Genomic DNA, 14466 nt, shown 5'->3' with positions numbered 1-14466 from the left:
ATAGTTAGAAGGAAACAATGATGCTCAAGATTTGGAGCGCGTTTTTCGCGCTATTAGTTTCGTTTTCGTTTGCCGCAGAACACGGTACAGTTTTCACGATAACAGATGTCGAAACGGAGTATAGTGCCGACGACCATTATTACGACGAGAATGACCAAACCTCGGTCCGGTTCAGCTATACGGCTTCTGGCACAGGAATTTGTTCGGTAACGTCGTCCTATAAGTCCAGCTCTTTTTATCGCTACCTGTATAGCTATGGAACGGACGATTCCTTTTCTTCGTATACAGACTACAAATCGGGCTATTATTCCCTGACTTCGAGAGACTTTGTCTGCGCAGATGGTGTGACATACTATTTTAAGGTCGAGACCTATTATTCTTCATATACCAACTATAAATTCACAATCAAGGTAGACAAGAAGGCTGCCTCCTTCGTAACCTTCGGAGCCAATGTTGATACAGTCCCGATGAATGCTTCGATGAGCATTTCGGCTACGGTAGAACCGGACTACAACTTTATCGGCTGGAAAGTGGAATCGGGTGCGGGAACATTCGGTGATTCCAAGAGACCCTCGACCACCTTTACGCCTACGACGACGGATGTCACGCTGTCTATCGATACGAAGGTGGCGAGCCTGTATACTTTGTCCGACCTTTACCTATCCTTTACAAGTTATGCCAACGGTTCCATGACAGCAGATGGTAATTACGGAATACGCACCGTCTATGAACCGGTCGAATCTGGCACCTATGCCCTGTTGACCAACTATGGCTATACACGGTATGTCTACCGTTACGATGGTGACGGTTCCTTTACAAGCAGTACCTCCTATTTGAGTTCCTCTAACAATCCGGGCCGATTCGTTTACAATCTGGAGGCTGGACAGAAATACTATTTCCTGCTACAACCCAATTACAATTATTCCGATACGGATACCCTTTCGGCAAAAATGGCGCCGACCTACAAGGTCAATGCGGATACGTCAGGTGCAGGAACGGCGTATGTCGGGACCTCATCCCGGAATTACGATTCCTCCTACGTGGCCGGTGAATCGGTTCCCCTTCGTGCCGTTTCAGCGACGGACAGCCGCTTTGAAAAGTGGGAAAAGGTATCGGGAAACTGCGCCATTGACGATGAAAACGCCAGGACGACCACGGTCTCCATTAACGGGGATTGCAAGGTCCGGGCCGTATTCGTGGCCTCGACAATGTATCAGATAACGTCGGTGGCCAAAAGCTACTCGACGGCCGAACATTATTATTCAGGATCCGCATCTAATGGAGTGCGCTTGTATCTGGTTGCTCCGGCGACAGGTGCCTATATCGTGAATCTGGAAAACCCAGCCTATGAATGGTTCTATGTCTATCGCTATCCTACGGGGACATTCAGTTCGTATTCGTGGTATCGAAATGCACGTACCGAAGTCGTCTCCGATACGCTGCAGCTTTCCGAGGGAGACTCCGTTTTCTATTTGCTGAAGAACGAGTATTCTTCCGATAGCCTAAATACCTTCAATGTTAGCTACAAGACTGCAAAAACCTATACAGTGACATTGGAAAGCTCGTCGACTGAATGTACAGTGAGTGCTCCGACATCGGTCACTCTGGTGGAAGGGCAGGTCGTCTATGCGACGGGAACGGCGGATCCCGGGTATAGGACGAACGGCTGGAAGTTCGTCAGCGGCTCGCACAAGTTTGCAGACTCGACATCCTATTCCGTCAAGGATACTATCGAGTCGGATACGAAATTGCAGTTGCAGTGCGCAGAGGCTAGACTGAACGACATTACGAACAAGCCGGTTTATTACAAGCCTAACGACGACTATTACGATGTCTCGCCCGCCTCGGGAATGAGGTTCAGGTATGTCGCTCCGACCACGGATTTGTACATCATCCGGACGCAACCGGATGACCTGTATGGAACATATAGATATTACGGTACAGATGACTCATTTACTGCCCCCCTGAGAACGATTTCCAGTACCAGGGCGAGTTCTTTCGAGTACTGGTCGCCCGTGGCGGTTGGGGATGCCTACTATATGAGTATCGTCCCCTATAGCAGCAATTATTACAGCGATTCCGCATCTGTAGTCGCGCTCCCGGCAGCGATTGTCCAGGTGGAAGGCCGTGCTACTCCGGATACGGTTGCCATTGGTGAGGATATATCCCTGTCCGCGACTCTGGATACGGGTTACCATTTCGTAAGTTGGAAACTTTCTACGGGAAATGGAACATTTCTGGACAAGAATTCCATGTCAACAACTTTCAGCCCCTCGACGGCCAATGTGAAGATTACAAAGACGGTCAAGAAACTTCCCATTTACGCTCTGACCGACAAGGAAACCCTGTATACGGTTCAAGACAACGGAGTCCAGGTCTATAACCGTTACGGTGTCCGGACCTCCTATACGGCCAAGAAGAAGGGTACCTATGTCCTTCATCTTAAGCAGCCGAATTACTCCTATGTCTATAGTTACGGGACCGATTCCACATTCTATAGTTACGACAATACGACCCGCTGCTATAGTGATTGCCGCATCTACCTGGACATGGATGCCGGTGACAAGTTATATTACCTGTTTACGCGTGATTATACGAACCAGTGGGCGGATTCCTTGCTGTTGAGCGTTTTGCCCGTGGTCAAGGTTAACGCCGATACCTCAGGAAACGGCTTTGCCTATGTGGGTGCCTATAGCAGTAACTACGATTCAACCTATGCGGTGGGGGACACTGTGCCTCTTAGGGCTGTTGCGGAAACGTCCGATTCCCGCTTCAAGGAATGGCGCAAGGTGTCCGGTAATTGCCAGATCCTTGATTCTACCAAGGCGGTGACCTCGGTAGTGGCTAAGGGTGACTGTAAAGTGAAGGCGGTCTTTGGAATAGGTCAGGTGTACAAGATTGTGGAAACGCCCAAGGTCTATTCCACAGAAAAGGATTACTACACCACCAACCCCTCTTACGGGGTGCGATTCTCCTTTGTGGCTCCCTCGAGGGATGACTATACTTTTGTCTTCTCGGGTGTCGACGGTAACCGGCTTGAGGTTTACCGTTATGATTCCTCGGATTTCGGTTCCTACACGAACTCCCTGACTTCCGGTGTTTCGGTGTCCGAGACCCTTAGGCTATCCAAGGGAGATTCCGTTTTCTATATCGTCAAGAACGACTATTATTCGGATTCTTCCAAAGCCTTCTACGTGAACTATGCAACGGAAACGGTCTCCATTACCCTGAATAGCGGAAAGAATGGAACCGTTACCCCGTCGGCCGGTTACGCTGATGTAGCCAAGGGTGCCTACTATAGCATTAGTGCCTCGGGAAAATCCGGGTACCGGTTCAGCAAGTGGAAAATTGTTTCCGGTAACGGAAAACTATTGGATGCGACAGCCCGCAATACGCTAGTCTCTGCCGAGGACGATATAACGGTTAAGGCCTCTTTCAAGACGGGCGATGTTTACGAAGTGACGGAAAAGGCCCAGACCTTCAATTTTAGAACCCATTACTATTGCGACAGCTCTGAATCGGCCATTCGGTTTACTTGGATTCCTCCCGATACCAATGTCTATTTATTGCGTTTCAAGATGACTGATTCCCTGCAGGGTTACTTTGCTAGCTTTGGACAGGATTCTTCTTTTGAAACGGGCGGAAAAAAAGTGTTAGTCTCGGGAGATACATCCCTTGTTGTCCAGGGTATTCCGGGTATACCCCTTTACTGGACTTTTGCGGCGAACTCTTATGGTGCAATTCCCGACAAGTCCTTTGAACTGTATGTTTCTGTACCGTATTTGATGCTGGTGGAATCTAGGCAGGGCCGTGCTATTCCTTCGGGAAACGTATACCTTGAACCGGGAAAGGATACTCTTGTACGGGTGGTTCCCTATGGAGGCTATGTGTTTGATTCCTGGACATTGGTGGAGGGCAAGGCGAAAATTGACGACCCGACCAATGTTAAAACCCGGATCCAGCCCCAGTCGGAATACTGCCGTGTTCAGGCCAATTATGTGCTGGACTTCTCTGTGAAACCGACTCTAGAAATTACAGGTATGGATATTAGCAGTCACCCGGGTATCTGTACTCAAGTTTCCGTGACGGACCAGAATACAGGTTCCCCTCTGTTTGGCTTGGATTCTTCGAACTTTATCTTGTTCCAGGATAATAAGGCCTTGCCTGTCCAGGTGACGACTACCCAGGATTTTGGCGGTGTAGCTGTCGCTTTGGTGGTGGATGAAAGCGGATCTATGTCAGGCGAAGTCAATGATGTTCGTGAAGCCGTTCGGTTATTTATTGATGAAATGAGCTTTTCCGATAGGACTACGATTATTGGTTTTGAAAGCTCGGCAAGAGTAATCCAACCCATGACTTCCGACAAAAGTCTTCTTTATGATGCCGTAAACAATATCCATGCCTCCGGTGGTACAGCTATCAATAATGGTGCATACGCCGCATTGGAAGAATTGAAGGGCGAAATAAACGGAGCTACGGTAATCATCTTTTCTGATGGTTATGGTGCCGGTTCCTATACAAGTAGTGAAATTGTTCAGAAGGCTCTTGGCCAGAATGCGGTAATCTATTCTGTGGGAGTTGGAACGGGCGTGTCTACGGAACCGTTAAAGTCCATTGCCGAGGGGACGGGGGGCATCTATACAGAGGCTCCTTCTGCAAGTGACCTGTCCGCTATTTATGCCTCTATTCAAGGAACGGTTCAGGCCCGGTATACCCTCTGCTACCAGAGCCCAGACACGGTCTTGAACGGGGAAACCCACGAGGTGATTGTCAAGACGAATTTTGTAAACAAGAATGCTGTCGATACGGCCTATTGGAGCGAAGATGCTATGCCGCCCCGAGTTGCGTTGACCAAGGAAACCTGGAAGAAGGTGGGGGTGAACCAGCCCCAGAAGGACAGTATCGAAATTACGGTTTACGTGACGTCCAAGGAGCCCCTGGCGTCCGTGCGCATCTTTATTCAGGAATCTAATACCAAAAGACAGACCTATACCTCCTATGAAATGGAACATGTGAAGGATAGCCTGTGGCGCTATGTGGTGCCGGCTTCCAATGCCCTGCCACCGGGAATTGATTTCTACGTGGTGGCAACGGACTCCCTGTCGCTTATTGGTAAGACTCCGCTCTTGCCGAACCCGGCCAAGGAACCTTATACGATTCCTATCCGTAACGAGGTCCCCGAGGTAATGTTTGCCGATGTTTCCTGTGTTGATACCACGGGTGGAACGGGCTATATGGCTTTTGACATTACCGACGATGACGGTGTCTACAATGCCTTCCTTTACTACAAGGATTCTGTGGCGGTGCTGTTCAACGAAGTCGCCATGGGACGCGAATCCGAAAACCGATGGCTGGCTGCAATTCCCTCGGAAAAGTTCGCAGCTGGGATACTTGAGTATTACGTGCGTGCCAAGGATGGTGACGGCGCCGGGGTGCGCTACGAAAAGACGTCAAACCACAAGATTTCAGCCTGTGAGGGAAGCTATAAGGCTTCCGACGAAAAAGACGTCATCAAGATTGTGAATGCCGAAGCAGACAGTGCCGAGGCCTCCGTGACACGGACAACGACCTTGGTGGGCCTTACCCTGGAAACTCAGGACTTCTCGGTCCGTACGGATACCGTGAAGGCGAAACTTTCCTGCCTGGTTTCCGGCGACGTGGAAAGCGATATCGTCATGGTGGAAAAGCGCAGCGGTTATTTTGAAAATAGGGATTCCATTCCCAAGAATGAATGGTCTGCAAAGAAAAATGACGGAAAAATTTCCTGTATGCCGGTGGATACCCTGGTGGCGGAATTTAAGGATCCGTTTTATGGAACCTTTGCAAGGGATACGGTTATCCTGGCCGATAAGGATGAGTACAGCTACCAGTTCCTGGAATTGGAAGAGGATGTTGACCTGGATTCCGTGGAAACCTCCCGCTCGGCACCTTTCCGCTTGCGGGTTCGTGGACCTAGTGCCTCTTTGACCAAGGTGGATACCCTCAAGGTGGTTCTCTTTACCGAAGATGGAGATTCCCTGTGGGTCAAGGCCGTAGAAACGGATATCTATTCTTCCATGTTTGATTACGAAGGGATCTTCTACTTTGCGGAAGACAAGCAATCCATGATGAATACTAGACTGGATGCGGTCTTTAACCTGGATACGATTTTCAACCGTGTCCTAATTTATGCCCAGGCGGGCAAGGACGAATCACCGCTTTCTGATAGGGATTCCCTAGTGGTGTTCTCGAATTATGTTCCTGCCGATAGCGCTGAAATATATGACAGTGACTTGGATGGACGTGCGGATTCGATTCGCATCCACTTCATGCTTTCGCTCGAGGAAGAAGTGAAGATGGTTGATACGGTTTACTGGAATGTTGCCGGTGGCGACCGTCAAAAAGTATCCGGAGACGATCTGGAAGGCGGTGTAGGTGACGAGTGGGTTTCCGCATCCCTGGATAAAGCCTTTGAATACGGCCTTACGGCGGGGGATACGGCCAAGCCTCCCTACATTCGCGTGACCAAGACGGATAAGGACTTCTCGCAGAAGGTCTACATTACCGACAAGATAGGGGCTGTTCCTGCAAAGGTCGAAAAGTTCCCGGGAAAATATTCGATTGAGGAATTCATGGATGTGCATGCGAAACTTCCTCCCGATACCCTTGTCGTTACGCTTTCGGAACCGATTCGACTGAAGAAGGGCGGTCGCGACAATTGGGAGTCCCTGTTCCGTTATTCTCCCCGTTGCAAGGATACCCTCGATTATTCGTTGAATATTGCAAAGAAACCGGATGTTGATTCTACGGGGATGATCTGGATTCTCGTTCTTGACGATCATAATATTGTCACCGGAAATTGCATTAGGACGAATCCGAAGGCCTCGTATGTCGACTTAAAGGGAAACCGCATGGGTCGCGGTGGAGCGGAAATCGAAGGCGACAATGGCGATATGTACCTGTACGAAGTTTCTCCGAATCCGTCCGTGAGTGGTCTTGATAAGAAGGCAAAATGGATTGCCCCTCATGAAAAGGAATGGTCTCGTGTGCCTGACACCCTATCTACGATTCGCGTGGCGGCTGTGGCTCCGTATAAGGCCGTTGTGACCATTTTCGATGAATATTCGAATGTCGTGGCGACATTCAAGCAGTCGTTCGGTTTCGATGGCGAGATGGACGAGGAATTCCGTAGAAATGGTGAAGACCGTTCAGCCATTGGGTTCCTATACTGGAACCAGCGTACGGATGAAAATCGCAAGGTGGGAACGGGTGTCTATATCTGGCGAATTGACTTCAAGTTTGACGATGGGCATACTGATTTCCGCATCGTCAAGACCGGCATTAAGCGGACAAAATAATTAACGGATTTTTCCGCTGTATAGGGAGCGCCGTCCTTCTGTGACCAACAGGATTGCGGCGTTCGTTATGTTATCTGTTGCAAAATCAAACGACGATCCGGTGACCTTTTGACGGAACAGGATATTTCCGTTCAGGGAAAACAGGGTGACGGTCTTTTCGCCTTGCGGCAAGTCGTAAAGGAAAATGTGGCCTTTTTTATTGACGATTTCGATGCTTATGTCGAGGGGGCTTGCGATAACGAGTGTTTCTTCGGACGAGGAAGACTTCTCTTCACTGGAACTGCTTTCTTCGCTGCAGGAACTTTCCGCTTCGCTGCTGGACGATATTTCTTCAATCATACTGCTGGAAGATTCCTCGGAGCTGCTGCTTTCGGGTTCTTCGGTAAGTTCCAACGTTCCGTCTGGGGCGTTCATGGCTACATTGAAGGAAACATAGGTCTTGTCGCTTGCTTCGGTTATATTGCTCAATGCGACAGGAAGGGTGTTGCCGTCCCATAGATTGAACTGGCTGAATTCCGTGATTTTCGATTTTCCGGGGAATGAGTTTCCGTTCAGGGAGTAAAGGGAGGTGTCGTTATCGGCTTCGATGAGGTCCACGTGCTGGTGTTCCGTGGAGTTGACCTTTGCGGAATCCCAGGCCATCTTGTTGTAGTCTATATGCCAGATGAGCATGCCGTGATTCGGAAGAGCCTGATCCCAGTCCTTCTGGGTCCTGTATTCTAGGAGGTAGAACTCGTCATTGTTGCTTGGATTTGTGAGACGTAGTGCGACATTGTTCTCGATTCCGGTTATGGAGACGCTTCCATTTACATAAAGGTCCGTCGCATCCATCCACCCTAGCGACATGCGCTCGAAGGCGGAATAGTAAGGAGGAGAGGTGGCGAGAGGCCCATAGTAGTTGTTCGAGTTATAGGCTCCGTTGTCCATGATGGACCAGCTTGACGGAGTGGCCTGCGGAGTGCTGCCCGTGGCGTACAAGTCTGGGAGCCCCATCAGGTGGCTGAATTCATGCAGGAAGTTTCCGACGCCAGCAATGATTTTGTTGTTCGGGTTTATGTTATAGGAATAGCCGTCCAGTTCTGCAGAGCAGGCGTAGCTGGATACGTAAATGGATCTTCTTTGTGCATTTTGCGCAACCGCCTTACGGTACTGGAATATCCATTTGTGTGGCCATATGGCCGAATCCTGGTCGGAGTCGTGAGCCCCGAAACCGGCATAGATCATGTGGACGAAGTCGAGATAGCGGTCGCCGTCGTTGTCGTATTTGCTAAAATCGACGGTCCCCAGCCTGATAAGCGTGTCCAATGCGGCCTGAAGCGCGAGTTGGGCCCCGTAGTTACCATTTTGGGACAGATATCCGTAATCCTTGTGGTAGTTGCCGCTGATGGTGACTGGGCCGACGATGTCAAAGTGAGGTTTGAATTTTCCCATGGAATTTTGAACAAAGTAATCTTTTGCGCTACCGCTTTGCTTGTGCTTGTTGTAGCCTTCCATGTTCAGTAGGCTGTCAAAGGAGGCTTTAGGGTCTTCGAAGCTAAACGGGAGGTCGTTGAACTGTACCAGGATGACAAGAGCATTCTTTTCTCCTGAAATGGTTTTGCTGACTGCCGGGAGCATCTGTGGCGTCGACATGCTTTCGCTAGTGGAGGCATTGGTGGCAGAAGGAGCCATCATGGGTGTCGATTTTTCGTTTTTTTCTAGGTGATCGTGCTTGAGTGAACGGATGATGTCGTCCTTGTTTTTAGGCTTTTGGGTGGACAATTTCCCATTTTTGTCTATATAGCGGAAATATCCTCTGGAATCCTTGTGGATGGGGTAGCCGTCGGGGGTTCCGGTAAAGTGGAAATGCTCGTTTCCGAATTTGCGAACTTCGATAGTCGATCCGTCGGGCTGTTTGGCCTTCCAGGTTTTGTCCAGGGCGGGCATGGCCCATGATGTGGTGGCGAAAAAGGCCGCAAAAAAAGGGATGTAGAGGAGTTTCTCGAAGATCATGTCTTTAACATAAGTTTTTTAGGACAATTTTGCACTGTTTTTAAGGCCGAAAAAAGAATATTACCATACAAAAAACTTAAAATCAGGGGTTATTGTTTTGCAAAGGGGTGTTTTTTTCTCGTAAAATGCTAAATTTGGGGCGCTTATTTTCGTGACGGCTCATCGTCTCGAATACTAAAGAGAGGTTAAAAAAGTGCAAGACGCGTTGGTTACAAAAGCGGCTGACAACATTCGAATCCTTTCCGCTGCCATGGTGCAGAAGGCAAAGTCCGGTCACCCGGGTGGAGCCATGGGCGCAGCAGACGCCATTACGCTCCTGTATTCGGAATTTCTCCGTTTTGACCCCGAAAACCCCTACTGGGAAGCCCGCGACCGCTTCTTTATGGACCCGGGCCACATGTCTGCGCTCCTGTACGGCGAACTTGCCATGCTCGGCAACCTCTCGATGGATGACCTCAAGAATTTCCGCCAGCTGGGTTCCCGCACGCCGGGCCACCCCGAAGTCGAAGTCGCCCTCGGCATCGAAAACTCCTCGGGGCCGCTCGGTATCGGCCATGCCGTAGCCCTCGGTAATGCGATTGCCGAACGCTTCATGGTCGAACGCTTTGGCGACATTCTGCAGCACAAGGTCGTGTGCCTCGTGTCTGACGGTGGCCTTGAAGAAGAAATCGCTTACGGCGTGGGCCGTATTGCCGGTCACCTCAAGCTTTCGAACCTCATTTTCTTCTACGATGCCAACCAGGTGCAGCTCTCCTGCAAGGTCGAAGACGTGATGAGCCACGACTTGGCAGGTCAGTACGAATCCTGGGGCTTCCGCGTGATTGATGTGGCCGACGGCCACAACATCGCAGAACTCCGCAAGGCTTTCAAGGCCGCCTGGGCCGAAACCGAAAAGCCGACCATCATCATCGGTCACACCACCATGGCGAAGGGCGCCATTGCCGAAGACGGCAAGAGCTTCGAAGGTGCCGTTTCTACACACGGTCAGCCGCTGAACGCCGCTGGCGCCTCTACCGATGCAACGGTGAAGAACCTCGGCGGCGATCCGGCCGATGCATTCAAGATTTTTGACGACGTGAAGGCTGGCTTCGAAGCCCGTAAGGAAGAACTTCGCAAGCAGGTTGCCGAATGGAAGAAGGCCAAGGCCGCTTGGGACGCCAAGAACCCCGAAAAGGCTGCCACCCTCAAGGATTGGCTCTCGGGCAAGGCTCCGAAGATCGACCTTTCCAAGCTCGAACTCAAGGAAGGTGTCGCTACCCGCGTGACTTCCGGTACCGTGCTCGGCTACCTCGCCGAAAACGTGAAGAACTGCATCTGCAGCTCCGCTGACCTTTCCAACTCCGACAACACCCAGGCCTTCCTCAACAAGACCGGCATCTTCCGCGCGGGCGACTTCAAGGGCGCCTTCGTCCAGGTGGGCGTTGCCGAACTGACTATGGGCGCCATCTGCTGCGGTATCGCACTGCACGGCGGCCTCTATCCGATTTGTGCCACGTTCTTCGTGTTCAGCGACTTCATGAAGCCGGCGATTCGTATGGCCGCCCTCATGAAACTCCCGGTCAAGTTCATGTACACGCATGACAGCTTCCGCGTGGGCGAAGACGGCCCGACGCACCAGCCGATCGAACACGAAACCCAGATCCGTTTGCTCGAAGGCCTCAAGCGCAAAGACGGCAAGTCCGAAATGCTGGTGCTCCGCCCGGCCGACGCCTTCGAAACCGTGACCGCCTGGGAAATGGCTTTTGAAAACAACGATCGCCCGACAGCGATTATCCTTACTCGTCAGAACGTGAAGACGCTCCCCGGAGACAAGCGCTACGAAGCTTCCAAGGCTTGCCGCAAGGGTGCCTACATCGTGAGCGACAACTGTGGCTCCGCACGCCCGGACCTGACCTTCGTGTCTAACGGTTCCGATGTGCTCCTGACGCACGACGCCGCCGAAATCCTCCGTGGCGAAGGCCTCAAGGTCCGCGTGGTCTCCATGATCAGCCCGGCCCTCTTCATGGCTCAGGACAAGGCTTACCGCGATTCCATCATCGTTCCTTGGACTCCGGTGTTTGCAAAGTCCAGCGGCCTTCCGCTCCTGTTCGCCCAGGTCGTGGGTGGCTTCGGCAAGGTCTCCGGTCTCGAACGCTTTGGCGCCTCTGCTCCGGCAGCCGTGCTCGAAAAGGAATTCGGTTACACTCCGGAAGCCGTCGTGGCTGCCGCGAAGGAATACCTCGCTGAATTCAAGGCAAATGTCGCTGAATTCAAGAAGTTCAACTAGGGTTCAAGATGATTTGCCCATTCTGCAAGAAAGATAACGACAAAGTGGTGGATAGCCGCGTGAGCGGTTCCTCCATTCGACGCCGTCGTGAATGCTGCGAATGCGGCAAGCGCTTTACCACTCGCGAATACATCGAAGTCCAGCCACTGACCGTAATCAAGCGCAGCGGCGAACATGAACCGTTCCAGCGCGAAAAGCTGCTGCGCGGTATCATGAACTCCTGCAAGAAACGTCCGGTTTCTGTTGCTGACATAGAACAGCTCGCGACTAACGTGGAAAACGCCTTGACCGTGACTGAAAACTTCGAAGTCAGCTATGAGCAGATTGGCAATCTGGTGATGCAGGAACTCAAGAAACTCGATGCCGTCGCTTACGTGCGCTTTGCCTCGATCTACCGCGAATTCAAGGAAGTCGGCGAATTCGTGGACCAGATCAAAAGCATGGACAAGTAAGAGTGTCATCCTGAGCGTAGGGCGAAGCCCGAAGTCGAAGGATCTATGGAGCAGGATCTGAAGCAAAATGTCCTTTAAGTTCACAAATCTTCTAGATGCTGCTTTTGATAAGCGAGCTCCGTTGTTCGAAACGACGGAGGCTTTCCGCATTGTGAACGGGGCGCCGGACGGTTTCCCCGGCATGACGCTTGACAAGTTCGGCGACCGTTATCAGATTCAGTTTTTCGGCGATGAATTGCTCCGCGAAAAAAATGCTGTCGTTGCCGCCGTCGCAGAAAAGTTCGCACCGGTTTGCCTCGTTATAAAGGAACGCCTTTCCCGTTCGGGCAAGTCGCTGGAGAACCCGCCGATGGAAGTGGCGGTGGGGCGCGCGGAAGATTCTGTAGGCGTTGTTCGCGAAGGTTCTGCGAAATTTCACATCGATTTGCTCGACACGGTGAATCCGGGGCTGTTCCTCGACATGCGTGCGATTCGATTGGAAATGGGCGAACGCGCGGCCGACCGCCGCATGCTGAATCTGTTCAGCTACACTTGCGCCTTCTCGGTGCATGGTCGCCTAGGCGGCGCCGAGATTTCGACGAATGCCGACATCAGCGCGAAGATTCTGGACAAGGGCCGCGAAAACTACGCCCTCAACGGACTCGAACCCAAGCAGGGCGAATTTTTTAGAGGCAATGCCGTCGAATACGTTCACTGGGCGCAAAAGAAAGGCCTCAAGTTCGATGCCATCGTGCTCGACCCGCCGAGCTTTGCTCGCTTCAAGGGCAAGAACTTCAATGTGCGCGAACACCTGATGCCGCTCGTCGCCGACTGCGCCACGCTCCTCAACAAGGGCGGCCTCTTTATGGTGAGTTCCAACTATAGCGAATTTAATTTGTCTAAATTCTCGCGCGACGCCCTTGCTGCGGTGGCGTCTGTTCACTCGAGCGCCAAGACGCTTTGGAACAAGTCGCAGGATATCGACTTTGTGGGCTCTGGCCACACTAAAGACAGCTGCCTTGTGGCAACACTGATTGAAGTGTAGCTGTTTGAATTAATCTTTCATTAGCCGGTGGATTTCGGCTTTGACTTTATCAAGATCGCTGTCCGTAAGAATCGGAATCAGTTCGTTGATTTCTTCGATGGGCTTGTCCCACCACTTGAATTTGAGCAGGAGCTTCGTCAGTTCCTCGTCAAAGCGGTAGCGAATGGTTTCGACGGGGTTTCCGACGACAATCGTATAAGGTTCTACATTGCTACCGACGACGCTGTTTGCACCGATGATGGCACCGTCACCGATATGCACGCCTGGCAAGATGGTGGCGTTCTGGCCAATCCACACATCGTTTCCGATGACGGTATCGCCCTTGAACGGCATGTCGCTTTTGGCGGGCGGATTCATTTTCCAGCCTTCCAATGGATAGAACGGGAATGTAGAAACCGCATTCATCTGGTGGTTCGCGCCGTTCATGACGAATTCCACGCCCGCGGCAATCTGGCAGAACTTTCCGATAATCAGCTTGTCGCCGATAAAGTCGTAGTGGTGCGTCACATGGCTTTCGAATTCCGAGTCCGCGATATAGGTGAAATCCCCGACAATAATGTTCGGGTTCTTGATGGTAGGCTTGACGTAGATTTCCTTGTCGTAGCCCGCAATTGGATGCACCGTGTTCGGATTCGGAGCGCTCATGCGATTCTGCCTCGTCGAAAATTACTTTGCAGCTATGGTGAAAAGCCCACTGCGCGGGATGTGAACCTTCCAAGTGAGCCATTTCATCTGCTTGTCGTTTACCATGAGGTAGGGGTCTACGAGCGCAACGCTCTTGGTGCCGGAGAAGTCCATGGCGGTGCCGGCGTTGTCGTCGAAGTTCTTGCCCTTGCCGAACACCTGGTAGAACAGCGGCTGGCCGAAGGTTACCATGATTTCGGGCTGAATAAAGCTGAGTTCCTTGGTAAGCATCTTGCGGAGTGCTGCTTCGAGAAGCGGCGCGAGCGGGCGTTCGGTGGACTTGAAGAAATAGGTGATGCCGATGTCCTTCTGCTCGATGGAGAGGCTTGCGAACAGGCGCGAAAGCATCTGCCCGACGGGAGTTCCGAAGAAGGCGTCGGTGCTTGTTGCCGAGATGCTTGCTGCTTCGGCCATTTTAATGGCGGGGAGCAGGAAAAGCAGTTTCGGCTTGGCGGGGCCTGCGTAGCGGGCGAGTGCAGCTTCCTTGGCGTACATGGCTTCGCCCTTGATGGATTCGTAGAATGCGTCAAGGGTTTCGGCAGATTCGAAGGCGTGGGCGGCGCGTTTGACGACGCGCTCGGTCGGCATGTTGGCGGCAGGAATTGCGGATGCCTTGGTGTCGACGGCGCCGAAGAGCGAGGGGGCAAATCCGGTGGTGTCCGGAATCGGAGCGCTTGCGGCTTCCGGAGCTGTAGAAGCGGGCGCACTGTT

General features: G+C 51.7%; 7 protein-coding genes. 4 read left to right on the top strand and 3 right to left on the bottom strand.

Annotation, left to right across the window (positions count from 1 at the left end; genetic code table 11):
* Positions 1 to 17: 17 nt before the first annotated feature.
* On the top strand, positions 18 to 7337 hold the full coding sequence (locus tag Q0628_RS01155) for a VWA domain-containing protein (protein WP_298767737.1): 7320 nt from the start codon (positions 18 to 20) through the stop codon (positions 7335 to 7337).
* On the opposite strand, the gene Q0628_RS01150 is transcribed toward Q0628_RS01155, so the two are convergent.
* Positions 7338 to 9329, bottom strand: coding sequence for a M6 family metalloprotease domain-containing protein (locus tag Q0628_RS01150; protein ID WP_298767736.1), 1992 nt, complete (start codon positions 9327 to 9329; stop codon positions 7338 to 7340). It lies immediately after the preceding gene.
* Between the two features lie 193 nt (positions 9330 to 9522).
* Between Q0628_RS01150 and Q0628_RS01145 the strand changes: the two genes are divergently transcribed.
* The 3 genes from Q0628_RS01145 to Q0628_RS01135 all read left to right on the top strand — a co-directional run bounded on the left by Q0628_RS01145 (position 9523) and on the right by Q0628_RS01135 (position 13071).
* Entirely contained in the window at positions 9523 to 11595 is a 2073-nt protein-coding gene (locus Q0628_RS01145) for a transketolase (protein ID WP_298767735.1), read from the top strand.
* 8 nt (positions 11596 to 11603) lie between these two features.
* Entirely contained in the window at positions 11604 to 12047 is a 444-nt protein-coding gene (gene nrdR, locus Q0628_RS01140) for a transcriptional regulator NrdR (RefSeq protein ID WP_072977912.1), read from the top strand.
* Positions 12048 to 12114: 67 nt separating this feature from the next.
* Entirely contained in the window at positions 12115 to 13071 is a 957-nt protein-coding gene (locus Q0628_RS01135; RefSeq protein ID WP_298767732.1) for a class I SAM-dependent methyltransferase, read from the top strand.
* Between the two features lie 9 nt (positions 13072 to 13080).
* Here the strand turns inward: Q0628_RS01135 and Q0628_RS01130 are convergent, their stop codons facing one another.
* Both Q0628_RS01130 and Q0628_RS01125 read right to left on the bottom strand, forming a co-directional pair.
* Positions 13081 to 13716 (bottom strand): CatB-related O-acetyltransferase, encoded by a 636-nt coding sequence (locus tag Q0628_RS01130; protein WP_298767730.1) that lies wholly within the window; start codon positions 13714 to 13716, stop codon positions 13081 to 13083.
* Between the two features lie 21 nt (positions 13717 to 13737).
* Positions 13738 to 14466, bottom strand: a 729-nt coding sequence (locus Q0628_RS01125; protein ID WP_298767728.1) for a uracil-DNA glycosylase family protein, incomplete at its 5' end; no start/stop codon positions are given.

It is taken from the genome of uncultured Fibrobacter sp. (assembly GCF_937877005.1).
GTDB lineage: Bacteria > Fibrobacterota > Fibrobacteria > Fibrobacterales > Fibrobacteraceae > Fibrobacter.
The sequence above is the reverse complement of the archived record's forward strand: the minus strand, read 5'-3'. Positions and strand labels throughout refer to the sequence as shown.